This window comes from Rhizobium sp. LEGMi-198b (genome assembly GCF_054114205.1).
The window spans coordinates 362,048-386,889 of sequence record NZ_JBSYVH010000002.1 but is presented as its reverse complement, the minus strand read 5'-3'; the positions used below and the strand labels follow the sequence as shown (position 1 = coordinate 386,889).

The 24,842-nt window shown below is 59.7% G+C and carries 22 protein-coding genes; 18 read left to right on the top strand and 4 right to left on the bottom strand.

What is annotated here, in order from left to right:
- The first annotated feature begins 33 nt into the window (after positions 1–33).
- The 8 genes from aqpZ (at position 34) to recN (ending at position 10,189) form a co-directional block, all read left to right on the top strand.
- Complete coding sequence (aqpZ, locus tag ACXHXG_RS08570) at positions 34–720, top strand: aquaporin Z (protein WP_104823559.1); 687 nt, start codon at positions 34–36, stop codon at positions 718–720.
- Between the two features lie 298 nt (positions 721–1,018).
- Positions 1,019–1,945, top strand: coding sequence for a D-alanine--D-alanine ligase (locus ACXHXG_RS08565; protein WP_285167442.1), 927 nt, complete (start codon positions 1,019–1,021; stop codon positions 1,943–1,945).
- The gene (locus tag ACXHXG_RS08560; RefSeq protein ID WP_104823557.1) at positions 1,933–2,865 is read left to right on the top strand and encodes a cell division protein FtsQ/DivIB; all 933 of its coding nucleotides are present in this window, start codon (positions 1,933–1,935) and stop codon (positions 2,863–2,865) included. The genes ACXHXG_RS08565 and ACXHXG_RS08560 overlap by 13 nt, the downstream gene beginning before the upstream one ends.
- The gene (gene ftsA, locus ACXHXG_RS08555) at positions 2,862–4,193 is read left to right on the top strand and encodes a cell division protein FtsA (protein WP_104823556.1); all 1,332 of its coding nucleotides are present in this window, start codon (positions 2,862–2,864) and stop codon (positions 4,191–4,193) included. Before ACXHXG_RS08560 ends, ftsA begins: the two co-directional genes overlap by 4 nt.
- A gap of 109 nt (positions 4,194–4,302) precedes the next feature.
- Positions 4,303–6,057, top strand: coding sequence for a cell division protein FtsZ (ftsZ, locus tag ACXHXG_RS08550; protein ID WP_457899030.1), 1,755 nt, complete (start codon positions 4,303–4,305; stop codon positions 6,055–6,057).
- Between the two features lie 329 nt (positions 6,058–6,386).
- Positions 6,387–7,343 (top strand): UDP-3-O-acyl-N-acetylglucosamine deacetylase, encoded by a 957-nt coding sequence (gene lpxC, locus ACXHXG_RS08545; RefSeq protein WP_104823554.1) that lies wholly within the window; start codon positions 6,387–6,389, stop codon positions 7,341–7,343.
- Between the two features lie 290 nt (positions 7,344–7,633).
- A complete protein-coding gene (locus ACXHXG_RS08540; protein ID WP_199773476.1) occupies positions 7,634–8,503 on the top strand; it encodes an outer membrane protein assembly factor BamD in 870 nt (289 codons plus the stop codon).
- A gap of 12 nt (positions 8,504–8,515) precedes the next feature.
- Positions 8,516–10,189, top strand: a complete 1,674-nt coding sequence (recN, locus tag ACXHXG_RS08535) for a DNA repair protein RecN (protein ID WP_457899029.1) — start codon at positions 8,516–8,518, stop codon at positions 10,187–10,189.
- Between the two features lie 105 nt (positions 10,190–10,294).
- On the opposite strand, the gene ACXHXG_RS08530 is transcribed toward recN, so the two are convergent.
- Positions 10,295–11,062: a CDP-diacylglycerol diphosphatase gene (locus tag ACXHXG_RS08530; protein WP_457899028.1), complete on the bottom strand. Its 768-nt coding sequence runs from the start codon at positions 11,060–11,062 to the stop codon at positions 10,295–10,297.
- A gap of 364 nt (positions 11,063–11,426) precedes the next feature.
- Here ACXHXG_RS08530 and ligA point away from each other — a divergent pair, with 364 nt between their 5' ends.
- The gene (gene ligA / locus ACXHXG_RS08525) at positions 11,427–13,580 is read left to right on the top strand and encodes an NAD-dependent DNA ligase LigA (protein WP_457899027.1); all 2,154 of its coding nucleotides are present in this window, start codon (positions 11,427–11,429) and stop codon (positions 13,578–13,580) included.
- A 39-nt stretch (positions 13,581–13,619) separates the two neighbouring features.
- Here the strand turns inward: ligA and ACXHXG_RS08520 are convergent, their stop codons facing one another.
- Positions 13,620–14,156 (bottom strand): GNAT family N-acetyltransferase, encoded by a 537-nt coding sequence (locus tag ACXHXG_RS08520; RefSeq protein WP_457899026.1) that lies wholly within the window; start codon positions 14,154–14,156, stop codon positions 13,620–13,622.
- A gap of 387 nt (positions 14,157–14,543) precedes the next feature.
- On the opposite strand from ACXHXG_RS08520, the gene ACXHXG_RS08515 reads away from it, so the two are divergent.
- The 5 genes from ACXHXG_RS08515 (at position 14,544) to ACXHXG_RS08495 (ending at position 18,299) form a co-directional block, all read left to right on the top strand.
- A complete protein-coding gene (locus ACXHXG_RS08515; RefSeq protein ID WP_457899025.1) occupies positions 14,544–15,755 on the top strand; it encodes a glycosyltransferase family 4 protein in 1,212 nt (403 codons plus the stop codon).
- A gap of 15 nt (positions 15,756–15,770) precedes the next feature.
- A complete protein-coding gene (locus ACXHXG_RS08510; protein ID WP_457899024.1) occupies positions 15,771–16,760 on the top strand; it encodes an NAD-dependent epimerase/dehydratase family protein in 990 nt (329 codons plus the stop codon).
- A 120-nt stretch (positions 16,761–16,880) separates the two neighbouring features.
- Entirely contained in the window at positions 16,881–17,204 is a 324-nt protein-coding gene (locus ACXHXG_RS08505; protein ID WP_104823547.1) for an ArsR/SmtB family transcription factor, read from the top strand.
- Positions 17,205–17,256: 52 nt separating this feature from the next.
- The gene (locus tag ACXHXG_RS08500; RefSeq protein ID WP_283050982.1) at positions 17,257–17,700 is read left to right on the top strand and encodes an SRPBCC family protein; all 444 of its coding nucleotides are present in this window, start codon (positions 17,257–17,259) and stop codon (positions 17,698–17,700) included.
- 107 nt (positions 17,701–17,807) lie between these two features.
- Positions 17,808–18,299 (top strand): CreA family protein, encoded by a 492-nt coding sequence (locus tag ACXHXG_RS08495; protein WP_104823545.1) that lies wholly within the window; start codon positions 17,808–17,810, stop codon positions 18,297–18,299.
- A 435-nt stretch (positions 18,300–18,734) separates the two neighbouring features.
- On the opposite strand, the gene ACXHXG_RS08490 is transcribed toward ACXHXG_RS08495, so the two are convergent.
- Positions 18,735–19,199: a chemotaxis protein CheW gene (locus ACXHXG_RS08490; RefSeq protein ID WP_104823544.1), complete on the bottom strand. Its 465-nt coding sequence runs from the start codon at positions 19,197–19,199 to the stop codon at positions 18,735–18,737.
- Positions 19,200–19,622: 423 nt separating this feature from the next.
- Between ACXHXG_RS08490 and ACXHXG_RS08485 the strand changes: the two genes are divergently transcribed.
- From ACXHXG_RS08485 to ACXHXG_RS08475, 3 genes are read left to right on the top strand one after another with little or no spacing between them, the layout of a single operon-like run.
- Complete coding sequence (locus ACXHXG_RS08485) at positions 19,623–20,225, top strand: SCO family protein (protein ID WP_457899023.1); 603 nt, start codon at positions 19,623–19,625, stop codon at positions 20,223–20,225.
- Between the two features lie 8 nt (positions 20,226–20,233).
- Positions 20,234–21,382 (top strand): FAD-dependent oxidoreductase, encoded by a 1,149-nt coding sequence (locus tag ACXHXG_RS08480; protein ID WP_457899022.1) that lies wholly within the window; start codon positions 20,234–20,236, stop codon positions 21,380–21,382.
- 20 nt (positions 21,383–21,402) lie between these two features.
- The gene (locus ACXHXG_RS08475) at positions 21,403–22,281 is read left to right on the top strand and encodes a 50S ribosomal protein L11 methyltransferase (protein WP_104823541.1); all 879 of its coding nucleotides are present in this window, start codon (positions 21,403–21,405) and stop codon (positions 22,279–22,281) included.
- Between the two features lie 234 nt (positions 22,282–22,515).
- Here the strand turns inward: ACXHXG_RS08475 and ACXHXG_RS08470 are convergent, their stop codons facing one another.
- Entirely contained in the window at positions 22,516–22,656 is a 141-nt protein-coding gene (locus ACXHXG_RS08470; RefSeq protein WP_181316075.1) for a hypothetical protein, read from the bottom strand.
- A 341-nt stretch (positions 22,657–22,997) separates the two neighbouring features.
- Here ACXHXG_RS08470 and ACXHXG_RS08465 point away from each other — a divergent pair, with 341 nt between their 5' ends.
- Positions 22,998–24,833, top strand: coding sequence for an aminopeptidase P family protein (locus ACXHXG_RS08465; protein WP_457899021.1), 1,836 nt, complete (start codon positions 22,998–23,000; stop codon positions 24,831–24,833).
- The last annotated feature ends 9 nt before the right edge of the window (positions 24,834–24,842 follow it).

The window sequence follows — 24,842 nt, the reverse complement described above, 5'->3', positions numbered from 1 at the left end:
CGCTCTGGTTGAGGGCTGAGGAGAATAGATTTCATGCAGAAAAAATTAATTGCGGAGTTTCTTGGAACATTTTGGCTGGTGTTTGGTGGCTGCGGAAGCGCAATCTTTGCGGCAGCTTTTCCGAGCCTCGGTATTGGCTTTCTCGGTGTTTCTTTCGCCTTTGGGTTGACCGTGCTCACCATGGCCTTTGCGGTCGGCGGTATATCGGGCGGCCATTTCAATCCGGCGGTGTCGGTCGGTCTTACCGTTGCCGGCCGCTTGCCCGGTTCGCAGCTCATTCCCTACATCATCGCTCAGGTCGTCGGCGCGATCGCTGCCGCGGCTGTGCTTTACCTGATCGCAAGCGGCAAGGTTGATTTCCAGCTCGGCGGTTTTGCGGCCAATGGTTATGGCGAGCATTCTCCGGGCGGCTATTCGCTGGTATCGGCGCTGGTTGCCGAAATCGTGCTGACTCTCTTCTTCCTGATCGTGATTCTCGGTTCGACCAGCAGCAGGGTGCCGGCTGGGTTCGCACCGATTGCCATTGGCCTTGCACTGACGCTGATCCATCTGATCTCGATCCCGATCACCAATACGTCGGTCAATCCGGCCCGTTCCACCGGTCAGGCTCTGTTCGTCGGCGGCTGGGCGCTGCAGCAGCTTTGGCTGTTCTGGGTGGCCCCGATCGTCGGTGGCGCGCTGGGCGGACTCATCTGGAAACTGATCGACGATCGTGACTGATTCAGGGTTGCAATAAGCCTTATGAAGGCCCGCGCCGGAGACCTCGGCGCGGGCCTATTTGTTTAAAAATTTCTAAAAGTGGATATTCAAACATAGCAACTCCATGATTCTAATGGCAGAATTCTTCAACTCGATTTGATTCGGAAAAATTGACTTCGGCGAAAGCGGTCGAAAGTTAACGAAAGTAAACGCTTCATTAACCTTAATGTTGTTCTAATGGAGCATGCAAAGACGTCGCGAGAATCGCTGCTCGGCGCATCGAGCAAACGTCGATTGAAGGTGTGAATTGGGGGTATTAATGGGTGGCAAGCATGTGGCTGTCCTTTTGGGCGGATTTTCCTCGGAGAGGCCGGTTAGCCTGTCTTCGGGAAAAGCATGCGCTGACGCCCTCGAGTTGGAAGGCTTTCAAGTCACGCGTGTTGATGTGGAGCGCGATGTGTCCGCGCGCCTTGCAGATCTGAAGCCCGATGTCGTTTTCAATGCTTTGCATGGCCCGTTCGGCGAGGACGGCACCATTCAGGGTATCCTTGAATATCTGCAGATCCCTTACACGCATTCCGGCGTGCTGGCCTCGGCGCTCGCCATGGACAAGTCGCGCGCCAAGAAGGTGGCTGATGGCGCCGGCATTCCTGTGGCCGATTCGCGTGTGATGAACCGTTTCGCCATTACCGGCGAGCATCCGATGAGGCCGCCCTACGTTGTGAAGCCGGTGCGTGAAGGTTCGAGCTTCGGTGTCGTGATCGTCAAGGAAGATCAAACGCATCCACCGCAGATCATTACCTCTTCCGAGTGGCGTTACGGCGACGAAGTGTTGGTCGAGCGCTACATCTACGGCCGGGAGCTGACGTGCGGCGTCATGGGCGATACGGCGCTCGGCGTCACTGAGATCGTGCCGCAGGGCCATAGCTTCTACGACTACGATTCCAAGTATGCGGAGGGTGGATCAAAACACGTCATCCCCGCCAGAATTTCACCGAATCTTTACCAAAAGATACAAACATTATCGTTAAGGGCGCATCAAGCTATCGGCTGCCGTGGCGTCAGTCGATCTGACTTCCGTTATGACGATCGCTTTTCCGAAGAGGGCGAGCTTATCTGGCTGGAAATCAATACCCAGCCGGGCATGACGCCTACCTCGCTGGTGCCCGAAATGGCCGCTCACGCCGGCTACTCTTTTGGTGAATTTCTTCGGTGGATGGTGGAGGACGCGTCTTGTTTGCGCTGACGGTCAAAAATATGAGGCGGTCCCGCCATCGCGTCCCGCTCGCGATCGACGATGTCGAGGATGCGTTTGTGTTGCCGCGCCCGCTGCGTCGTGCCGTGCGTTTCCTCGTGAGCCTTGGTTCCGGACGCGTCAATATTCCGGCTCATACGGGCACGGTTTCCGCTCTCGCTCTGTTCGCTGCGACCGGCCTCTATGGCATGTCGATCGGTGGCCATACGCAGGATGTTGCCCAGGCGACGACGTCGGCTGCCGGCTTTGCCATCGAAGATGTGAAGGTTTCCGGCAACGATCAGACTTCGGAAATCGAAATCCTGCAGCTTCTCGGTCTCGACGGCACGACGTCGCTGGTGGCGCTCAATGTCGATGCGGCTCGTCAGAAGATTGCGAGCCTGCCTTGGGTGCAGGGCGTCGAAGTCCGTAAGGTCTATCCGAAGACGGTCGAAGTGAAGCTCACGGAGCGCAAGGCTTATGCCATCTGGCAGCACGGCTCTGAGTTGTCGCTGATCCAGAAGGACGGCAGCGTGATTGCCCCGCTGCGCGATAACAAGTTCGCCAAGTTGCCGCTTTTCGTCGGTCGCGATGCCGAAACGGCTGCGGCGTCCATCGATGACGAGTTTGCCAACTGGCCGGATGTTCGCAGCCATGTGAAGGCATTCGTGCGCGTCGCCGGTCGCCGTTGGGATCTCTACCTCGACAATGGCGTGATCATCAAATTGCCGGAAGACAATATCGATGGTGCGCTCGCTCGGCTCACCAAGCTCGACAAGGACGAGAGCCTTCTGCAGCGCGATATCGCAGCCGTCGACCTTCGACTTGACGACCGCACCGCCATTGAATTGACCCCGGACGCAGCACTTCGCCGCCAGGCGGCGTTGGATGTCAGAACCAAGGCTTTGAAGAAAGCAGGGCAGGATACATGAGCTTATTCAGTTCGTCCCATTTCGGTCTGCCGCGCCTGAAGCCGCTGTCCTCTAAGCGGTCGCATATCGTATCCGTCCTCGACATCGGCTCGACGAAGGTAGTCTGCATGATCGGCCGGCTGACGCCGCGCGAGGAAAGCCAGGTTCTGCCGAACCGCACGCATAATATCGAGATCATTGGCATCGGCCATCAGCGTTCGCGCGGCATCAAGACCGGTGTCATCGCCGATCTCGATGCGCTGGAAAATGTCGTCCGTCTCTCGGTCGATGCCGCCGAGCGCATGGCCGGGCTGACCGTAGACAGCCTGATCGTCAATGTTTCGGCCGGTCGTCTCGGCAGCGACATCTACACCGCCACCATCGATCTGGGCGGCCAGGAAGTCGAAGCAAACGATCTGAAGAAGGTGCTTGCAGCCGCCTGCCAGCAATCGCTTCGTCAGGAGCGCGCCGTGCTGCATTCGCTGGCAACCGGCTACTCGCTCGACGGCGAACGCGGTATCCGCGATCCGCTGGCGATGTTCGGCGATGCCTTGGGCGTCGACATGCATGTGGTCACGGCGGAGCGCGCAGCGCTTCGCAACCTCGAACTCTGCATCAACCGGGCGCATCTTTCTGTCGAGGGCATGGTGGCAACACCCTATGCCAGCGGTCTTGCCGCTCTCGTCGATGATGAAGTCGAGCTCGGTTGCGCCGCGATCGACATGGGCGGCGGCACGACGACGATCTCGGTCTTTGCTGAAGGCAAGCTGGTGCACACCGACGCCGTCAGCCTCGGCGGCCATCATGTCACCACCGACCTTGCCCGCGGTCTTTCGACCCGTATCGAGGATGCCGAGCGGCTGAAGGTGGTTCATGCTTCCGCGCTCGCGAATTCTTCGGAAGAGCGCGAACTGATTTCCATCCCGCCGATCGGCGAGGATGAACGCGACCAGCCGACGCAGGTGCCGAAGGCGCTGGTGTCGCGCATCGTCAAGGCGCGCATCGAGGAGACGCTGGAACTGATCCGCGATCGTATCCAGCGCTCCGGTTTCAGCCCGATCGTTGGCAAGCGTGTCGTACTCACGGGCGGAGCCAGCCAGTTGACCGGCTTGCCGGATGTGGCGCGCCGCATTCTTGCCCGCAATGTCCGCATCGGCCGCCCGATGGGCGTATCCGGCCTGCCGACAGCGGCCAAGGGGCCTGCCTTTTCGACGGCGGTAGGACTGATGATCTATCCGCAGGTTGCGGACATGGAGACACATGCGGCGGGCAGCGGTCTGCTCTCGTCGCTTGGGGGTAACAACAGCCGTATCGGCCGCGTTGGCCAATGGCTGAAGGAGAGTTTTTGAGTGCCTGATCCCGGATCGCGGCAAGCGCTTTCCGGGCAGGGTCAGGCAAGTGAAATATAGTGAATTGGCCGGCGTGGCGATGCGGCCATAAAGAGAAGGAACGGGTACCATGACTATCAAGCTGCATAAGCCAGATATCACCGAGCTGAAGCCGCGGATCACCGTGTTCGGTGTCGGTGGTGGTGGCGGCAATGCCGTCAACAACATGATCACGGCAGGCTTGCAGGGCGTCGATTTCGTCGTCGCCAATACGGACGCGCAGGCTTTGACGATGACGAAGGCGGAGCGGATCATCCAGCTCGGCGTCAATGTCACCGAAGGCCTCGGCGCCGGTTCGCAGCCGGAAGTCGGCCGCGCGGCTGCTGAAGAGTGCATCGACGAGATCATCGATCACCTGAACGGTACCCACATGTGCTTCGTCACCGCCGGCATGGGCGGCGGCACTGGCACGGGTGCTGCGCCGGTCGTCGCACAGGCCGCCCGCAACAAGGGCATTCTGACCGTCGGCGTCGTCACCAAGCCGTTCCATTTCGAAGGCGGCCGCCGCATGCGGCTTGCTGAAATGGGCATCCAGGAACTGCAGAAGTCGGTCGACACGCTGATCGTCATTCCGAACCAGAACCTGTTCCGTATCGCCAACGACAAGACGACCTTCGCGGACGCGTTCTCGATGGCCGACCAGGTTCTCTATTCGGGCGTTGCCTGCATCACCGACCTGATGGTGAAGGAAGGTCTCATCAACCTCGACTTCGCCGACGTCCGTTCGGTCATGCGCGAAATGGGCCGCGCCATGATGGGCACCGGCGAGGCTTCCGGCCAGGGCCGTGCGATGCAGGCTGCAGAAGCTGCCATTGCCAACCCGCTGCTCGACGAAACCTCGATGAAGGGTGCGCAGGGCCTGCTGATCTCCATCACCGGCGGCCGCGACCTTACCCTATTCGAAGTCGACGAAGCTGCGACCCGCATCCGCGAAGAAGTCGATCCGGACGCCAACATCATCCTCGGCGCCACGTTCGATGAATCGCTAGAAGGCATCATCCGCGTTTCCGTCGTTGCGACCGGCATCGATCGCGCGATGAACGAAGCCGCCGACAAGGCCATGGAATTCCGTCCGGTCGCAAAGCCGGCTGTCCGTCCCTCCGCGGCCGTTGCTCCGGCAGCGGCCGCAGCTCAGCCTGCCCATGTCGCGCAGGCACCGAAGGCCGCCGTCGATCCGATCGCGCAGACCATCCGTATGGCGGAAGCCGAAATGGAGCGTGAACTGGAAATCCAGATGAGCCGCCAGCAGCAGCCGGTAATGCAGCAGCAGCCGGTCGCTCAGGAGGAGAGCTTCCGTCCTCAGAGCCGCATCTTCGCAGCACCGGAGGCACAGCCCGTCCGTCAGGCTCCGCTTCAGCAGCAGTCGGCCCCGGCCATGCATCAGCAGCCTGCGATGCAGCATCAGCCGGCCCCCATGCAGATGCAGCAGCCGGTACGCCAGGAGCCGATCATCCGGCAGGCTCCGGAGCAGGTCCGCATGCCGAAAGTCGAGGATTTCCCTCCGGTCGTTAAGGCCGAGATGGAGCATCGTGCTCAGCCGGTCGCCGCTCAGGCTACCGAGGAGCGCGGCCCGATGGGCTTGCTGAAGCGAATCACCAATTCGCTCGGCCGCCGCGACGAGGACCCGGCTTTCAACGATATGACGGCTTCGGCTCCGAGTGCCGCTTCGCAGCAGCGCCGTCCTCTGTCGCCGGAAGCAAGCCTCTATGCTCCGCGCCGTGGCCAGCTCGACGAACAGGGCCGCCAGGTTCCGCAGGCGCGGATGGCAAGCCAGGAAGACGACCAGCTCGAAATCCCGGCCTTCCTGCGCCGGCAATCGAACTGATCCGGTGTAGGGCATCCTTTTAATAGGATACTAACCATGTTTATCGAATCCGGGGCTCACGAGCCCCGGATTTCTTTATTTTCGGCCTCTCTTTAATTCTAAAATTACCTAGCAAATTCAATCGTCTGGTTTCGTAACAAAGCGAAAGAAACAGTGATTTGGAATGCGGTGCCCTCGCGCGTATTTAGGTAGCAAGCGAGCCAGCGGAATCGCATCCAGCAATGATTGCATGTGAATTCGCGGAATAGGTAACAGACTGAACCAGCGATGAGGGCAGGATCCAAAGATGACCGCCCGGTCTGGGACAGATAGACGAAGGCAGATTTTATATGGCAATCGGATTGCTGGGTTTTCAGACCACCATTGCAAGCCCTGTGACACTTTCGGGTATCGGCGTTCATTCCGGCGCCAATGTGTCGATTACGCTCTATCCAGCCGAAGCCGGTACCGGCGTCATCTTCCAGCGCATGCATGACAATGGCGATGTGACAGAGCTGCGCGCCGTTTCCTCGCAGGTTGGCAACACCGATCTTTGCACAGTTCTCGGCTTCTCGCCGGCGCGTTCCGTCGCGACGGTCGAGCACGTCATGGCGGCGATCTATGCGATCGGCCTCGACAATGTCATCGTCGAAGTTTCCGGTGCGGAAATGCCGATTATGGATGGCAGCTCCTATCCCTTCATCGAAGCGATCGAGCAGGTTGGTATCGTCTCGCTCGGCGTCAAGCGCCGCTATATTCGTGTGACCAAGCCGGTGCGAATCGAAGCCGGCGGTTCCTGGTGCGAGTTCCGGCCTTATGACGGCACGCGCTTCGAAGTCGAGATCGATTTCGAATGCCCGTTGATCGGCCGGCAGAAGTGGGAAGGCGATCTGACCGCTAAGACCTTCAAGGCCGAACTGTCCCGTGCCCGCACCTTCGGCTTCATGCGCGATGTCGAGCGTCTCTGGGCTTCGGGCCATGCGCTCGGCTCCTCGCTGGAAAATTCCGTCGTCATCTCCGACGACAACACGGTGATCAATGTCGAAGGCTTGCGCTACGCCAAGGACGAATTCGTTCGTCACAAGGCTCTGGATGCCGTCGGCGATTTGGCGCTGGCCGGCGCCCAGTTCATCGGCTGCTACCGCTCCTATCGAGGCGGCCATCGCATGAATGCCAATGCGCTGAAGGCATTGCTCAGCGATCCCACGGCTTACGATGTCGTCGAGACTTCCGCACCGCGTCAGCGCGCGCATAGCCGCGAATTCGTTGCCGTCAATGCTCCCGAATTCGCCCCCTGGTCTGCGTGACCTCCAGGAACCCAGGTGGCAGAGTCGCCGCTCCCGAAAGGGGGCGGCTCTTTTTTTGACGCGAGATTCGTCAGGGATGCTTTCAAAGCCGATCAGAGCGTTGCGTTCGGACAGTCAGAAAGCGGAATCTCTTGTCAATACAGCAGTTAAAGCCTGCCATCGCGCAGTCTTTGCCACAAAAATGCGTTAATGCATCATCATTGCGTTGCCCTGATGGTGCTTTTGCGGCTAGAAACGCCAGCGAGAGAGAACGCCGTTTCCGCAACAACGGCTAGTGGGACAGTCATCCGATGGGTTTTGCAGGGTCTGAAAGCATGAAGATTACAGCACGGGCTCTGCTCGTATCGCTTCTCCTGGCCGGTACCGGTGCGGTGGTAACGGGTTGTAACACGGACAAGGACATCGACATCACCAAGCTCGGTGTCGAGAGCGATCCGCCGGAAGCTCTCTACAATCAGGGCCTAGCCAATATCAAAGCCGGCAATATGACGGAAGCCGGCAAGAAATTCGACGCCATCAACAAGCAGCAGCCCTTCTCCGAATGGGCGCGCAAGGCGCTGGTAATGAGCACCTTCGTCAAATATCGCACCGGCCAATATGATGACGCCGTCCAGACGGGCAACAGCTACCTAAAGCAGTATCCCGGCTCCGAGGATGCCGACTATGTTCAGTATCTCGTCGGTGCGTCCTATGCCAAGCAGATCGTCGACGTGACGCAGGATCAGCGCGCCGCGCAGCAGACGATCGAGGCGATGTCCAAGCTCGTCAGCACCTATCCCAACTCGCAATATGTCAGCGACGCACAGGCGAAGATCCGCTTTGCCCGTGACCAGCTCGCCGGCAAGGAAATGCAGGTCGGCCGCTACTATCTCGAGCGTAAGGACTACCTCGCAGCCATCGCGCGCTTCCGTATCGTCGTTGAGCAATATCCGACGACGAACCAGATCGAAGAGGCGCTGGCGCGCCTGGTCGAAGCCTACTACGCCATGGGCATCGTTCCGGAAGCGCAGACAGCAGCCGCCGTTCTCGGCCACAACTATCCGGACAGCCGCTGGTACGCAGATTCCTACAAGCTTCTGAAGACCAGTGGCGTCGAGCCGCGTGAAAGCGAAGGCTCCTGGATTTCAAGGGCCGGCAAGAAACTTCTTCTTGGGACGTGAGATTGAGCGCACATGCTGGTCCAGCTTTCGATCCGCGATATCGTTCTGATCGAGCGGCTGGATCTCGCCTTCGAGACCGGGCTTTCGGTGTTAACCGGCGAGACGGGCGCGGGCAAATCCATTCTGCTTGACAGTCTGTCGCTGGCCCTTGGCGGGCGCGGCGATGGTGATCTCGTGCGTCATGGCGAGGATCGCGGCCAGGTGACGGCGGTATTCGACGTCGGCATGCAGCACGCTGCCCGCAAGCTTTTGCGCGAAAATGGCATCGATGATGACGGCGACCTGATTTTCCGCCGTGTCCAGTCCGCCGACGGCCGCACCAAGGCCTTCGTCAACGACCAGGCGCTTAGTGTTCAGTTGATGCGCCAAGTGGGGCAGCTTCTCGTCGAAATTCATGGACAGCATGATGATCGCGCTCTGGTCGATACCGACGCGCACCGCATGCTGCTCGACGCCTTCGCGGGCATTGCCGAGGAAACCCAAGCTGTCGGGCGGCTCTACAAGATCTGGCGCGATACCGAGCGAACGCTGAGGAAACAGCGGGAGCAGGTGGAAAATGCGGCACGCGAAGCCGATTATCTGCGTGCTTCCGTCGAGGAGCTGGAGAAGCTGGCGCCTCAGGATGGTGAAGAGGACGAGCTGGCTGAGCGTCGCTCGCGGATGATGAAGGCGGAGCGCATTGCCGGCGACATCTCCGAAGCGTCCGAGTTCCTGAATGGCAATGCCTCGCCCGTGCCGCATATCGCCTCGCTGGTGCGGCGGTTGGAACGCAAGAGCCACGAGGCGCCAGGCTTGTTGGAAGACACGGTGGCGCTGCTCGACGCGGCGCTGGATCAGCTCTCCAATGCGCAGATGGAAGTGGAAGCAGCACTCCGCAAGACCGAGTACGATCCAAGGGAGCTGGAGCGCGTCGAAGAGCGGCTGTTTGCGCTGCGTGCTGCCTCGCGCAAATATTCCGTACCGGTGACCGGCTTGCCGGCGCTGGCTGAGAAGATGATCGCCGAGCTTGCCGATCTTGATGCCGGCGAAGAGAGGCTGGCGCGGCTGGATGCGGAGCTCGCCGTTGCCAAGACTGATTATGATGCTGCCGCGCTCAGCCTTTCGGCCAAGCGCCATCACGCCGGCGAGGCGCTTGCCGCCGCTGTCATGGCTGAGCTGCCGGCGCTCAAGCTGGAGCGGGCGCGCTTCATGGTGGAAATCACCACCGATGCCGATGAGGCGACGGCCGAGGGCATCGATATCATCGAATTCCATGTGCAGACCAATCCGGGGACGCGGCCGGGACCGATCATGAAGGTGGCCTCCGGTGGCGAGCTTTCTCGTTTTCTGCTCGCGCTGAAGGTGGCGCTTGCCGATCGCGGCTCGGCGCCGACCCTAGTCTTTGACGAAATCGACACCGGTGTCGGCGGCGCAGTGGCGGATGCCATCGGTCAGCGGCTGAAGCGCCTTTCGGAGCGTGTGCAGGTGCTCTCCGTCACCCATGCGCCTCAGGTCGCGGCGCGCGCCGCAACGCATCTTTTGATCTCCAAGGGTCCGGTCTCCGACGGTTCGGAGAAAATCTCCACCCGTGTCGCCACCATGGCTCCCAAAGACCGCACCGAGGAAATCGCCCGTATGCTCGCCGGCGCCTCGGTGACGGAGGAGGCGAGGGCGGCCGCCAAACGGTTGTTGGCTGGCAATGGCTGATCGCTGAACGCAAACCGTCGTCGGGTTTTCCGGTCTTATCTAGCAGATGCCCGGGATGCCTTTTTTGGCCTGAAGCGGACGATGGGGAGCACGAGGCTCAATCAGCTAGCCCGTGCCATTGCGCAAAAGCGGGACTTGGCACTTAGGATCAATCATATCCTCTGCGGATCCGAGGGATTTGTTTGCTCCGATTATTCTCGCCAGAATATAGAAGCCATGTTGCCCGTCCGGTAATGTGGCGCCAAAGACGCCAACGACCACGTTTTTCATATTCGAGCGGGCTCCCTCAACACCGTCCGCGACAAGCTGCAAGGGGTTCAAATTTGAGAGGTCATCGGCCGTATGGAACGTTGCCCACCAACCGGCGTTGGTCCTCAATTTTGTAAACCGGCTGCTTCCTATTTCTATGGCGTGGGTCTTCAGCAGGGCACGAAAGCGCGGTGTCTCGCACCCCATGTGGATATGAAACCGATCTTGCGTGCGCCAACTGGCGGCGTTTATCGCTAGCGCAAAATCCTGTGGCGAAACCTTTGATGTGCGCAGGCCGATCGCGGCTGATCGCTCTCTCCATGCCGCGTCGAAATAGTTCGGCGCTCCCGCGGTCAGAAGGCGGGGGTCTTCGATGCCGGGCACATCGGCGAGGGGCGCAAGAATGGTTCGCTCTTTTTCGGTCGGCTCGCGAAGAACGGCGTAGGAAGATAGCGGATCCTGCGCCTGGACTATTTTAAGGCACGGATACGGCGATCCTGTCAGGACGGAGTTAACTTCGCAGGCTCTAACGACCAACCCCAAAGCAGAGCGGCTGACGAATGAGCTCATGATGATGACTGCGATAATGAGAGAAATAGAGAGAGCGACAGGACGAAGGTTCACGCGTGATTCCGAATATTTGCTAACGAGCCCATCATTTCCGAAGATCTGGCTCTCATAATTCCTTACCTTAAATCGCCTGCGACAGACGCGGAAGAACCACTTACCTCAATAATTCGGCGCAGATTTCCGTTACGGCTGTCGGACACTGATATATTTTCAGAATCTTTGTCTGGCAAAGCCGGAAATAGGGAATTTGTAACACCGCGAATGACCGCTTGTCGCGGAAAGTTGTCGTGAACGCCACTTTCGCGGTTGTCGGCTTCCAGATTTTTCTCTTTGTTCTTACGTGTTCCGAACGGAAAACCGCTTCGCACTTTTCCGGGAAGTGCTCTAAAACATCTCCGAAATCGGGGAGTGCGAATCCATGAGCAGCGAACAAAAGCCCGTCGAAGATTTGACCGAAGAAGAGGCGGCCGCTGCGCTTGCCTATCTGGCTGCCGAAATAGCGCGCAATGACGCGCTTTACCACGGCCAGGATGCGCCGGAGATTTCGGATGCGGAATATGATGGGCTGAAGCGGCGCAACGATGCCATCGAAATACGTTTCCCAGCACTAATTCGCGCTGACAGCCCATCGCGGCGGGTGGGTGCTGCGCCATCGGAAACCTTTGCGCCTGTCGTGCATGCAAGACCGATGCTCTCGCTCGACAACACCTTCTCTCAGGAAGACGTGCAGGATTTCGTCGCCGGCGTCTATCGCTTCCTCGGCAGGCTGCCCGATCAGTCGATCGCCTTTACCGCCGAGCCGAAGATCGACGGGCTTTCCATGTCGATTCGCTATGAGAACGGCCGGATGGTGAACGCTGCGACGCGTGGCGACGGGACGACCGGCGAAAATGTCACCGCCAATATCCGCACCATCAAGGAAATCCCGCAAACCTTGCCGGCCGGCGCGCCCGCGATCGTCGAAGTGCGCGGCGAAGTCTATATGGCCAAGAGCGATTTCCTGGCGCTGAACGCGCAGATGGAAGCGGAGGGGAAACAGACCTATGTCAATCCGCGCAATACCGCCGCCGGCTCGCTGCGCCAGCTCGACCCGAAGATCACGGCCAGCCGCAAGCTGAAATTCTTCGCCTATGCCTGGGGAGAGATATCGGACATGCCGGCCGATACGCAATTCGGCATGGTGCAGACATTCGCGAAATGGGGTTTTCCGGTCAATCCGCTGATGAAGCGGCTGAATTCGGTCGCCGATATCCTCATGCATTATGATGAGATCGGCCTTCAGCGTCCGGACCTCGATTATGATATTGACGGCGTTGTCTATAAGGTTGACAGCCTGGAGTTGCAGGCTCGCCTCGGATTCCGCTCGCGCTCGCCACGTTGGGCGACGGCGCATAAGTTCCCGGCGGAGCAGGCCTTCACCCGACTGATGGGCATCGACATACAGGTCGGCCGCACGGGAGCATTGACGCCAGTTGCGCGACTGGAGCCCATCACCGTCGGCGGCGTCGTGGTGACCAATGCGACGCTGCACAATGCCGATTACATCAAGGGCATCGGCAACAAGGGCGAGCCGATTCGCGATGGCCGCGACATCCGCGTCGGCGACATGGTGATCGTGCAGCGCGCCGGCGATGTCATTCCGCAGATCGTCGACGTCGTGATGGAGAAGCGGGAAGCGTCGAGCGCTCCTTACGAATTTCCCAAAGTGTGTCCGGTCTGCGGCAGCCATGCGGTGCGCGACATCAATGAGAAAACCGGCAAGGTCGATGCGGTGACGCGCTGCACCGGCGGCTTCATCTGCCGGGCTCAGGCCACGGAGCATTTGAAGCATTTCGTGTCGCGCAATGCCTTCGACATCGAGGGCTTGGGTTCGAAGCAGATCGATTTCTTCTTCGAGAACGAGGATCCGGCGCTGCAGGTGCGCACCGCGCCTGATATCTTTACATTGGAAAGGCGCCAGCAGTCTTCGCTTACCAAGCTGGAGAATATCGAAGGCTTCGGTAAGGTCAGCGTTTCCAAGCTCTATGCGGCCATCAACGAGCGGCGGGATATCGCTCTGCACCGCTTCATCTTCGCGCTCGGCATTCGCCATGTCGGCGAGACGACGGCGAAGCTTCTGGCACGCTCCTATGGCACCTACGAAGCCTTCGAAGTAGCGATGAAGGAGGCGGCGCCCCTTGCGGGAGACGCCTGGAACGACCTCAACAATATCGAGGGGATCGGCGAAGTTTTGGCCCGCGCCATCGTCGAATTCTACAAGGAACCGCGCAACATCGCGGTGATATCGCGGCTGCTTGAAGAGGTGCGGCCGCAAGAGGCGGAACGGCCGACCACATCGGGCAGCCCCGTCGTCGGCAAGACGGTGGTCTTTACCGGTTCTCTCGAGAAGTTCACCCGCGACGAAGCCAAGGCCAAGGCTGAAAGTCTCGGCGCCAAGGTTTCCGGCTCGGTTTCGAAAAAGACCGACATCGTCGTCGCCGGACCGGGCGCTGGTTCGAAGCTGGACAAGGCGCGAGAATTCAATGTGCAGGTCATGACCGAGGATGAGTGGCTGGGGTTGATCGGGGGGTGATCGACGGCGGCGGATCAAAGGATCGCCGCCCGTCGCCATCTATATCCTCACACGCGCCATCGTGAATGCATCCACATATTCGCCGTTACGAAACGCAAAGGCCCTGAGCCGCCCCTCGGTCTTGAAACCGAATTTCTCGTAAAGCCGAATAGCCGGTCCGTTGTCGATATAGACCGTTAATTCCAGGCGTTTGATCGCCAGCCAATTATCGGCGGCGTCGACGAGGGCGGCGAGCAGCGCCGAACCGATGCCCCGGCCGGTAAAATCGTCATGGACGCCCATGCCGAGATGGCCGGTGTGAATCTGCCGGCCGGAATGGCGGCGCATGCCGGCGTTGCCGACGACCTGCCCGTCGAGCACGGCGACGAGATTGATCGATGCGGGCGCGGGCTTTTCCAGCCATTGCCGCGTTTCTTCCACGCTCTGAAAGGGCAGGCGTAGCGTGCCGGCGCGATAGCCGGGCAGATTGGCGATGAAGGCTACGGCTTCGGCGTCGGATGGCCGCGCGGCGCGGATTTCCACTCCGCCTGGTTCTCGGCGTCGTCGCTCGTCTGGATCTTGCTGTCCGGAATTCATGTTGCTCTCCTTGAGGTTCAAGAGGGAGCAAAGCTTTCGAACCCTGCTCGCCTCGGCAGGGTTGAAAGGGATCGCAGTCAGCTTAACGCAACGCTGCTCCCACTCTCCCTGCAAGGGATGAGGTGGTGAGAGTATGCATCACGGTTGTGCGGTTTGCGATCATGCGCGCAGCTTCCAGCGGTTTTTTTCAGAAGTCAACTCCCCCAGCAAAAGCAACCGCGTTGTTAAATTTACTCGCGCATACCGTGCGGCCACTCGCCTTAGTACCAAAGGATGAATTGAACTAACCACGGAACAGGCCGCTGAATACCGTCGGGGGCATGATGTAAAAGGCGAATCCCTTTCGTCCGGTCCCAATCAATATGGGTGGGGTGAGTGCCGGGTTCCATGCGTCTCATACTTGTCAATGACGTCTCAACCATTCGCGGCGGTGCGACTAAAGTGGCGCTGCAATGCGTCGATGCGAGCAGGCAAGCAGGGCTGAATTGCGCCATCCTGGTCGGCGATGACGGCGAAGGACTGAAGCCGCGCTTTGCGGGCATCCGCACGGTTGCGCTTGGCGAACGCCCCCTTCGCGACGGCCCCACGTTCACCGACGTCTTCGAAAAGCATTATAACAAGCGGGCCTACGAAGCGTTGGACGGTCTGCTGAAGGAAACGGACGAGGAGACCGTCGTGCATGTGCATGGCTGGTCGCAGATTCTCTCGCCGTCGATCTTCTACGCGCTCGCCAAACACAAGGCCAAGGTCATCATCACAGCGCATGATTTCTTTCTGAGTTGTCCCAACGGAGGGTTGATCAATTTCCAGAGCGGAACGGTCTGCGATGTCCGCCCGCTGTCGGCAGCATGTCTTGCGACCAATTGCGACAAGCGAAACTATCTCCACAAGCTCTGGCGCTTTCGCCGCACGCTGACACAACGCGGCGTCGGCGAGGAGTTCTGGAGCCGCGTCGGCATCGTACTGGCGCATGAAAGCATGGAGGCCTATCTGCACTCGGGGCCGCTGCAGCATTTTCTGACCTTGCGCACGCCGACCGAGCCGTTGACGCCGACGCCCGTGGAGGCTTGGCGCAATCACCGCACCGTCTTCTTGGGACGGATGTGTTGGGAAAAGGGCGTCCGAACGCTCGCCGACGCGTTAAACAAGACCGGGCGAACGGCGACGCTGATCGGCCGCGGACCGCTGCTCGACGAAATGCAGCGGGCATTGCCGCATTGTTGGGTTCCGGGCTGGCTGGCCGACGAGGAGGTGACGGCGCTCGCGGGTGAGGCGCGCGTCTTCGTCATGCCCTCCCGCATGCCCGAACCCTATGGACTGGTAGCCGCCGAGGCGCTGATGTCGGGCATTCCTGTCATTGTCAGCAGCAATGCGCTGATAGCCGCCGAGGTAGAGCGGAACGGCGCGGGGCTGGTCTTCAAAAGCGGCGATGCCGGTTCACTGGCGGAACGCTTGGCGAGCACCGATGACGACCGGCTGATGCAGAGTCTTTGCGAAGGGGCGCGCGCGCTTGGCCAGCGGATTGCGCCCAGCAAGGCGGAATGGGGACGGCGCATGGTCGATATTTATACAGGCAGGAGCGGCTTCTTCGCTCAATAAAAAAGGATCAGTCACATGACGCGGGCTTTGGTAACGGGAGGCTGTGGTTTTGTCGGAAGGCATCTCATCAGGCGGCTTTTGGCCGAAGGGTTGGATGTCGTCTGCGTCGATCAACTGGTGGAAGGGACGGGGGCACGGCATCCCGATCTCTGGCAGCGCTTTCCCGGATCGCGCTTTACCTTTTTCGAGGAGGATTGCCGGACCTTCTTTTTCCGTCCGCTGGAACGCTTCGACTATGTTTTCCACCTAGCAGCATTGGTCGGCGGCCGCGTGACGCTGGAGGCGCGCTCGCTCGACGTTGCCGAGGATTTGGCGGTGGATACGGAATTGTGGAAATGGGCGGCACGCGCCAAACCCGGCTGTGTCGTGTTCTTCAGCTCCAGCGCAGCTTATCCCGTCTCGCTGCAGACGGCCGCCAACCATCGGCTGCTTTCGGAGGATATGATTTCCTTCGAGGCCGCCATCGGCGTGCCCGATCTCAGCTATGGTTGGGCGAAACTGACCGGCGAATATCTAATGAAGCTCTATGTCGAGCGTTACGGCAACCGCGCGGTCGCTTACCGGCCGTTCAGCGGCTATGGCGAGGATCAGGATCTTGCCTACCCGTTCCCTGCCATCTGCCGGCGCTTGCTTGACGAAAGAGGCGCTGCGGAAGTTTTCGTCTGGGGTTCCGGCCGGCAATGCCGGGACTTCATCCATATTGATGATTGCGTCGATTTCATCTGGCAAACCAAGGAATTATTGCCGGATGGCGCCAGCCTCAACCTTTCGACCGGCAGGGCTACCTCCTTTATGGAGCTGGCGGAAACCATCGCCCGGCAAATCGGCTGGAATCCTGTCGTAAAAGGCCTCTGCGATCGCCCTGAAGGCGTCTTTTATCGCTGCGGCGATACGGCCCTTCAGCGCTCCTACGGGCTTGCACCGCACATCAGCCTGGAGGAGGGAATTGCGCGGATGCTCGATCATCTGCGCATGGAGCAGGAGCAATACGCCATCGCCATCTGACGCGCGACGTTTTCCCTTCCTCGGACTTTCTGCCGTACCCTCCGCTCATGTCACTTGACATGCAACCAAATAGTTGCCTATAAGATCATTAATAGGCAACTAAATGGTTCCGTGTTTGGTATGAACGACGATGCGGTTTTTCGAGCTCTGGCGGACGCAAGCCGGCGGCAATTGCTGGACCGTCTATATGAGCAGAACGGCCAGACGCTCGGCGAACTCTGCCAGGGGCTGGAGATGACGCGCCAGGCGGTGGCGAAACACCTTGCCATCCTGGAAGAGGCGAACCTGGTATCCGCACAGCGGCAGGGCCGGGAGAAGCTGCATTTCATCAATCCCGTTCCGATCAATCACATCGCCGAACGTTGGATAAACAAATTCGAGCGCCGCCAATTGAGCGCTCTTTCCGCTCTCAAGAAGGCTTTGGAGGGCGATGGCGGCCAATAGTTGCCGCCAGATCACCGTGCGCAGCAAATCACCTTACGCGAGGAGAAATGTCATGACCGGAAGCAGCTTCGTTTATGTCACCTACATCCGCACCACGCCCGACAAGCTCTGGACGGCGCTGACGACGCCGGAGTTCATCAAGAAATATTGGTTCAACATCCAGCATGAGACCGATTGGAAGGTCGGCTCGCCATGGAAGATGACTTACCCCGACGGGCGGGTCACCGACACCGGCGAGATCGAGGCCTTCGATCCGCCGAAGCGACTGGCCATCAAATGGCGAAACGAATTCATGCCCGAATTGAAGGCCGAAGGCTGGTCGCTATGCGTGATGGACATCGAGCCGATTGGGGATTCGGTCAAGTTCACCGTCACCCATACGATGGAACTGGAAAACGCCAAGTTCATCGGCGCCGTTTCCGGCGGTTGGCCGAAGATTCTCTCCAACCTCAAATCGCTTCTGGAGACCGGCGAGGTCGTGTTGAAAGAAAAATGAGGAACAACAGGCGCTTCTATGGCGCCCGGCGTCCCTTGCATCCACAGACCGCCACCTTACCTTAGCGGGGCCGCGGTTCGACCGGCGGCGATGTTGGAGGATGTTCGATGACGTCACTGAAATTGCATGCCGCTATTGCCGCGTCGTTCCTGGCTCTGGCGCCCGTTTCCGCTTCGGCTGAAATTGTCGGCAAGGTTGGGGTGGATTGGACCGGCAATGACATTCTGGTCGATGCCGTGCCGGATCCGGAAGTGTCCGGCGTCACCTGCCACGTCACCTATTTCGACCGCAGCGTCATCGACCGGCTGAGGAAGGGCAATTGGTTCGAGGACCCCTCCAACAACTCCATCGCCTGCCGCCAGACGGGGCCGATCGAGATCGGCAACATCAGCCTGTCGGAGGGCGGCGAGGAGGTCTTTCGTGCCGGCTTGTCGCTGATCTGGAAGAAGCTAGTGGTTGACCGGATCTACGACAAGAAGAACGATACGCTGATCTATCTCGTCCATTCGCGCGAATTGACCAACGGGTCGGCGAAAATGGCGATCTCGACCATTCCGCTGTTCGGCCAGAATGTCACTTGGAAGAACGGCAAACCCTAAAGCATCCCGCTTTCAGGTGGTATAGGGCTGCCAGGGAGAGACCGGTTTGCATCGGGCGAGCTTTCTTAGTGATGCCCATTCGGCATCCCAAGAATCACTGAAATATCGATAAGCTCAGCGTTTCGCGCAGCGACGGAATGAGCAAACTGTTGAAAGTTCACGGCTGGCAAGACTACCGGGATACCGCATTAACAACCGTCAAGGGGTTTGTACCAAAAAAAGTCCTGCTCTTTGATCGCTGAAGACGTCTCGGTCGCTTTCGGATTGCGCCGTTTTGGTGCAGTTCTAGGGCGAACGTGGAAGTGCCACTTCCATCTGTTCACGGCCTGCGCGACCGGCGCACCGGCAACACCCCTGCCGACGACGGTCCCACAAACACAATCGCCCTGAAGCTTTTGCTCCAGGGCGATTTTCTTTTGCGGTTTTGTCTGGAAATCAAGCTGCCTGGGCCAGCTCGTCGGCAATCACCGTGTCGAGGTTCAGGAAGCAGACCATGGTCTTTTCCAGCGCGACGATGCCGCGGCAGAAGGCGCGCTGCATTTCCGGAATGATTTCCGGCGCCGGCTGCAGATCTTCGCTCTTGATGCTCATCATGTCGGAGACCTGTTCGACGAGCAGGCCGACGAGCTTGCCGGCGATATCGGTCACGATGATGGCGGAGCGTTCTGACGGTTCGGTCATCTTCATGCCGAGGCGGCAGGCCATGTCGATGACCGGGATCACTGCGCCACGCAAATTGATGAGGCCAAGCACGTAAGGTGGCGTGTGCGGCATCGGCGTCACCGGCGCCCAGCCGCGGATTTCGCGGATGGCCATGATATCAATGCAGAATTCCTGATCGCCGAGGTGGAAGGAGACGATCTCCAGATAGGCGCCCGATTGTTTGATGGCATTCGTCATGGTTGAGAACTTCCCGTTTTGCGCCGGCGGCAGGCGGCGGTAGCGATTGAAAAGGGATCGGCTGGAGCGGCTGAAGGCTGCGGCAGCATCCGGTGGCTTTGGCGCTTAAAAAACGCTTCGCTGCTCCGGCGGGCGTCATGCCCTTCTAAAAGAAGATCGGTTTGCCGCGTATCCGGCGGCTGGCGAGTCGGACTTCGCCTCTTTTTCGATGTTGGCGCGGAGTGGTTAGAATTGGTTTAACGGCAGGGTGGATTCTGCATCTTTGCGCCGATACAGAACTGTAAGGCCGTGACGCCTTGATCTCCGAACGCCCGAAAACATCTTGTTGAATTGCGTCCTCCACTTCAACCCGCTAAACCCTCGAAATGATCGCCGGCGCGTCCCACATATCGAGCCGCGGATGGCGTGGTGAGGAAAACAGCGATGAAGACGATGCGGATTGTTGTCTGGGTAGCCGTGGTGATTGTGGCCGGGCTTTTGGGCTGGTTGAGCTTTGGCATCACCAAGTCCCCGGAAGCTGCGGGTGAGGGGCCGTACGGGGTGCCGTTCACGCTGGTTGCGCAGAATAGTCAATCGATCAGCGATCAGGCGTTTCGCGGAAAGCCGACGGCGCTTTTCTTCGGCTATACGCATTGTCCCGATGTCTGCCCGACAACCTTGTTCGAGCTGGATGGCTGGATGAAGCAGGTCGATCCGGATGGGACGAAGCTCAACGCCTATTTCGTGACCGTTGATCCGGAGCGCGATACGCCGGCGATCATGAACCAGTATGTATCCAACGTCTCGACCCGCATCACCGGCATCTCGGGTGATGCCGACAAGGTGATGGACATGGTCAAGGGCTTCAGGGTCTTTGCCAAGAAAGTGCCGCTCGACGCGAAAGATCCAAATGGCGATTATACCATGGATCATACCGCTTCGGTCTTCCTGCTCGATTCCGCCGGCCGCTTTGCAGGCACGATCTCCTATAACGAAAACGCGGATATAGCCGTCAAGAAGCTGCAGAACCTGATCAAGAAAGGGTAGGAGCGCCGATGGCGGACGGAGCCGGGGGAGACAGGAAATCCAGATCCGTCCTGATTGCGGGCGCAGGTCCGGTCGGCCTGACTGCGGCCCTGGAGCTTGCCCGCCGCGGCTTCGTCCCGCGCATTATCGATGACGGTCAAGGGCCGGCGCCTCTGGAAGAGAGCCGGGCTCTCGGCATCAATGCCCGCACGCTGACACTGCTTTCGCCCTCCGGCCTCACCGAACGCATCGTTGCGACCGCTCAGCCCATTGCGCATTTCCGTATCCGCTCTGGAGCGAAGATCCTTGCCGATGTCGATACCAGGCGCTTGCCGGGTCGTTTCGGTGCGGTTCATGCTCTGGCGCAAGGGATGACCGAGCGATTGCTGATCGAGGCGCTGGCTGCGCACGGCATTGCGCCGGAGTGGCAGACCGCGGTCGTGGCGGAAACGATCGCCGATCTTCAGAAGCCGGAAGTGACGCTGCGGCAAGCGGATGGGGCCACGGAGACGGTTCGTCCCGACATCCTGATTGGTGCCGACGGCGCGCATTCGGCCGTTCGCAAAGCGCTTGGCGCGGGCTTTCCCGGCGAAGCACTGGAGGCTTATTTCTATCTCGCCGATTTTCGGTATGTGAGACCGGTGGATGCGCATTTCGCCGAGATCACGCTTTGCGATCCCGGCATGGTCGGGCGTTTGCCCGTCTCCGCCGATGTGCTGCGCTACATCTCGACATTGGAGGATTTCGAAAGCCGCATCGTTCATCCCGAGGCGGTTGCCGAAAAGACCTGGGTCTCGCAATTCCGTATCAATTTCCGCCATGTCGAGCCGATGGCCAAGGGTAACGTGTTCCTGGCGGGCGATGCTGCCCATATTCACTCGCCCGCTGGCGCTCGCGGTATGAATCTCGGCATAGAGGATGCCTGCTGGCTTGCCTGGCTCATTGCGGAAGGCCGCGAAGAGGAGTATTCGGCGCTCAGAATTCCAGCCGTGAAACAGGTGCTGAAGCAGACTTATGGTCTGACCCGCCTGATCACTATGAAAAATCCGCTGGCGATTGCCGCACGCAATCTGCTCGCGCCGCTGCTTCTGCGTTTCGGACCGGCGCGGCGTGGACTGCTTCATAGTGTGGCCGGCTATGACACGCCGAAGCCGCCGTGGATCGACTGGGCCGAATAAGAGCAAGAGAGAACGAAGACTTGAGTGAAATCCGCCTTTACGTAACGACGACCGAAAAAAAGGCCGAACAGATTCTCGATCTGATGACGCCGGTATTCGAAGACGAAGAATTGCCGATCGCCACCACCGAGATCGATGAGAAAAAGGATATTTGGGAAGCTTCGATCTATCTCTATGCAGACGACGAAGAAGAGGTCCACGCCCGTTTTGCGAGCGTGCTGAAGCCGGCGTTTCCGGAACTCGTCATCGAAAGGGAAGTCATTCCCGATGTCGATTGGATCGCAAAGTCGCTGGAGGGGCTTAAGCCGGTTCGGGCAGGGCGCTTCCTAGTGCACGGTTCGCATGATCGCGACAAGGTGGGGTCAGGCGATATCGCCATCGAGATCGATGCCGGCCAGGCCTTTGGTACGGGGCATCACGGCACGACAGCCGGCTGTCTGGAGACGATCGAAAAAGTGCTCGCCAGCCGGCGGGTGCGCAATGCGCTCGATCTCGGCACGGGCAGCGGGGTGCTGGCGATCGGCGTGCGCAAGCTGCGCAATATTCCGGTTCTCGCCACCGATATTGATCCGGTTGCGGTTCGTGTTGCCCGCGAAAACGTTCGCCGCAACGGTATAGCCTCCGGTATCGCGCTGGAGACGGCGCCGGGCTTTCATTCCACGGCCTTTTCCCGCCATGGGCCTTTCGACCTGATCATCGCCAATATTCTCGCGCGGCCGCTGATCAGAATGGCGCCGCAACTGGTCGCCCATCTTGCGCCCGGCGGTTCGGTGATTCTTTCCGGCATCCTCGCCGAGCAACGCTGGAAAGTGCTGGCCGCCTACAACGGCGCGAGGATGCGCCATGTGCGCACGATCTGGCGCAACGGCTGGGTCACCATCCATCTCGACCGGCCTTAGAATCCTTCGCCCCTCGCTCTGACCCTTTCCCGCTCAGGGAGAGGGGACTTAACCGTGGAGCTAAAATGCAAAAGGCGGTGCCGAGGCACCGCCTTGCAGATCGGTATTTGGCCGATCTTGCCCGCGAGCGTGTGGAGGAGTGCTCAAGCAGGCTCTACCGTTCTGGTCTCGATCCGGGTAGGGAGGAGGAGTTCCGGACCGCGATCCAAATACGAACGCGTAGTCTTGTAACTGTTAGTGGCGACCGCCACGGTTTGCGCCGATTGCCTTCGACGTTTCGACTTCGAGCTGACGAAGCGCGCCGATGGAGTGGCGTACGGTGCGACGCTCGCCTGCCAGCGCCGGGCTAACATATACGGAGCGAGAGATTGGCATTTTCATAGTCCTTGTTCGAGTGGGTTCCTCGTGAACCCCGTTTGATGCGCTCCATATAATGACTCGCCCTTTCGCGCGGCAGTGGGGGTCCTTCATGGGAGCTATGCAGTCTCTGCATATTGCTCGTCGCGATGATGTCACAATCTATTCGCTCTGCTCACGAAATGGGCGGATTCGTTAACCCACGACTCCCCTTGTTTGAATGTCCATCAGTCGGGAGTTTCTGCCTGTTCAACAGCACGCGATCTGACCCGAAAATCGTTTCGCACTTCTTGGGATCATGCTCTAACATGCTGGCACCACTCAGTTTCGCGGATTCTCGATCAATTTCGGATTAAGCCATGTTCCAGTCTTTCGACGTCACCTCCACCCCGCAATTCGGCCGCGAGCGCGTCACCGGTCTGCGGGCCGCCTTCAGCGATCTTGGTATTGACGGCTTCCTCGTACCCCGTGCCGATGAGTATCAGGGTGAGTATGTGCCCAGATGCTCAGAGCGTCTGGCCTGGCTGACGGGCTTCACTGGCTCGGCGGGTGTTGCGCTGGTGACACAGTCACAGGCCGTGGTTTTCGTCGACGGCCGCTATGTGACGCAGCTTGCCGAGCAGGTGGACAGATCGGTCTTCACCGGCGGCGATCTGGTGGACGAGCCGCCGCATGTCTGGCTGCCCCGCAACGCGCCGAAGGGTTTCCGGCTCGGCATCGATCCGTGGCTGCACACCGGCGCGGAGGTTCGGCGGTTGGAAAAGGCGCTGGCGGGGATAGGAGGCAAGCTTGTCTTCCTGCCGCATAATCCGCTCGACAAGCTTTGGAGCGACCGGCCGGCCGAGCCGCTCGGCGGCGTCATTATCCAGGATATCGCGCAGGCTGGTGTCCTTGCCAAAGACAAGCTGACGGCCATTGCGGCCGATCTGAAGGCCAAGAATCTCAGGGCAGCGCTTATCACCGATCCGTCTTCGGTCGCCTGGATCTTCAATATTCGCGGCAACGACGTGCCGCATACGCCGCACCCTTTGGCCCGCGCCATCATCTATGCCGAGGGTGAAGCGGAGCTTTTCCTCGACAAGCGCAAGACTAAGGTCGAGGCAGAGGCCTATCTAGCGCAGATCTGCAAACAATTGCCGCCGGCCGATCTCGTCGAGCATCTGGCTGCCGCCTCTGCTAATGGCCGCCGCATTCTCGTCGATCCCGATCTCGCCTCCTATGCGCTGACCGACATCATCCGCCGTGAGGGCGGCGAGGTGGTGGAGGGCACCGATCCGGCCCGGCTGCCGCGAGCGCGCAAGAATTCCGCGGAAATCAACGGCTCGGCCGCCGCTCATCTGCAGGACGGGGCCGCCATGGTGGAATTCCTTTACTGGCTGGACAATAGCAAGCCCGGCACGGTGACGGAAATCGCCGCCGCCGAGCGGCTGGAGGCAAGTCGTGCGCGCGTCGGCCAGAGCATGCAGAACCCGCTGAAGGACATCTCCTTCGACACCATCGCGGGTGCGGGTGAACACGCGGCGATCATGCACTACCGCGTCACGACGGCGAGCGATCGGCTGATCCAGGCCGGCGAGCTGTTTCTGATTGATTCCGGCGCTCAATATATCAATGGCACAACCGACATCACCCGCACGGTGGGCATCGGTGCTGTTTCCGAGGAGCAGAAGCGTCTGTTTACGCTGGTGTTGAAAGGCATGATCGCCATCAGCACGGCGCGTTTCCCCAAGGGCTCGCGCGGCTGCGATCTCGATCCGCTGGCGCGCATCGCGCTCTGGAAAGCCGGTGCGGACTTCGCTCACGGCACCGGCCATGGCGTCGGCTCGTATCTTTCCGTGCATGAGGGCCCGCAGCGCATCTCGCGGCTATCGACGCAGGAGCTGCTGCCCGGCATGATCCTGTCGAACGAGCCCGGTTACTACCGTCCCGGCCATTTCGGCATCCGCATCGAGAACCTGATCTACATTCGCGATCCCGAGGAGATCGAGGGCGGTGACATGCCGATGCTCGGCTTTGAAACGCTGACCTTCTGCCCGATCGACCGCAGCCTCGTTCTGCCGGAACTGCTGACCCGCGATGAATTGCACTGGCTGAACGACTATCACGCCAGAACCCGTGAAGCGCTGATGCCGCTGATCCATGACAAGGATATCCGCGTCTGGCTGGAGAAAGCGACTTTGGCTCTAAGTCACTGAGGGGTGGCC

Coding starts and splice junctions, on each gene's coding strand:
- aqpZ (WP_104823559.1), top strand. CDS start 34: ATGCAGAAAAAATTAATTGCGGAGTTTCTTGGAACATTTTGGCTGGTG.
- ACXHXG_RS08565 (WP_285167442.1), top strand. CDS start 1,019: ATGGGTGGCAAGCATGTGGCTGTCCTTTTGGGCGGATTTTCCTCGGAG.
- ftsA (WP_104823556.1), top strand. CDS start 2,862: ATGAGCTTATTCAGTTCGTCCCATTTCGGTCTGCCGCGCCTGAAGCCG.
- ftsZ (WP_457899030.1), top strand. CDS start 4,303: ATGACTATCAAGCTGCATAAGCCAGATATCACCGAGCTGAAGCCGCGG.
- lpxC (WP_104823554.1), top strand. CDS start 6,387: ATGGCAATCGGATTGCTGGGTTTTCAGACCACCATTGCAAGCCCTGTG.
- ACXHXG_RS08540 (WP_199773476.1), top strand. CDS start 7,634: ATGGGTTTTGCAGGGTCTGAAAGCATGAAGATTACAGCACGGGCTCTG.
- recN (WP_457899029.1), top strand. CDS start 8,516: ATGCTGGTCCAGCTTTCGATCCGCGATATCGTTCTGATCGAGCGGCTG.
- ligA (WP_457899027.1), top strand. CDS start 11,427: ATGAGCAGCGAACAAAAGCCCGTCGAAGATTTGACCGAAGAAGAGGCG.
- ACXHXG_RS08520 (WP_457899026.1), bottom strand. CDS start 14,156: ATGAATTCCGGACAGCAAGATCCAGACGAGCGACGACGCCGAGAACCA.
- ACXHXG_RS08515 (WP_457899025.1), top strand. CDS start 14,544: ATGCGTCTCATACTTGTCAATGACGTCTCAACCATTCGCGGCGGTGCG.
- ACXHXG_RS08510 (WP_457899024.1), top strand. CDS start 15,771: ATGACGCGGGCTTTGGTAACGGGAGGCTGTGGTTTTGTCGGAAGGCAT.
- ACXHXG_RS08505 (WP_104823547.1), top strand. CDS start 16,881: ATGAACGACGATGCGGTTTTTCGAGCTCTGGCGGACGCAAGCCGGCGG.
- ACXHXG_RS08500 (WP_283050982.1), top strand. CDS start 17,257: ATGACCGGAAGCAGCTTCGTTTATGTCACCTACATCCGCACCACGCCC.
- ACXHXG_RS08495 (WP_104823545.1), top strand. CDS start 17,808: ATGACGTCACTGAAATTGCATGCCGCTATTGCCGCGTCGTTCCTGGCT.
- ACXHXG_RS08490 (WP_104823544.1), bottom strand. CDS start 19,199: ATGACGAATGCCATCAAACAATCGGGCGCCTATCTGGAGATCGTCTCC.
- ACXHXG_RS08485 (WP_457899023.1), top strand. CDS start 19,623: ATGAAGACGATGCGGATTGTTGTCTGGGTAGCCGTGGTGATTGTGGCC.
- ACXHXG_RS08480 (WP_457899022.1), top strand. CDS start 20,234: ATGGCGGACGGAGCCGGGGGAGACAGGAAATCCAGATCCGTCCTGATT.
- ACXHXG_RS08470 (WP_181316075.1), bottom strand. CDS start 22,656: ATGCCAATCTCTCGCTCCGTATATGTTAGCCCGGCGCTGGCAGGCGAG.
- ACXHXG_RS08465 (WP_457899021.1), top strand. CDS start 22,998: ATGTTCCAGTCTTTCGACGTCACCTCCACCCCGCAATTCGGCCGCGAG.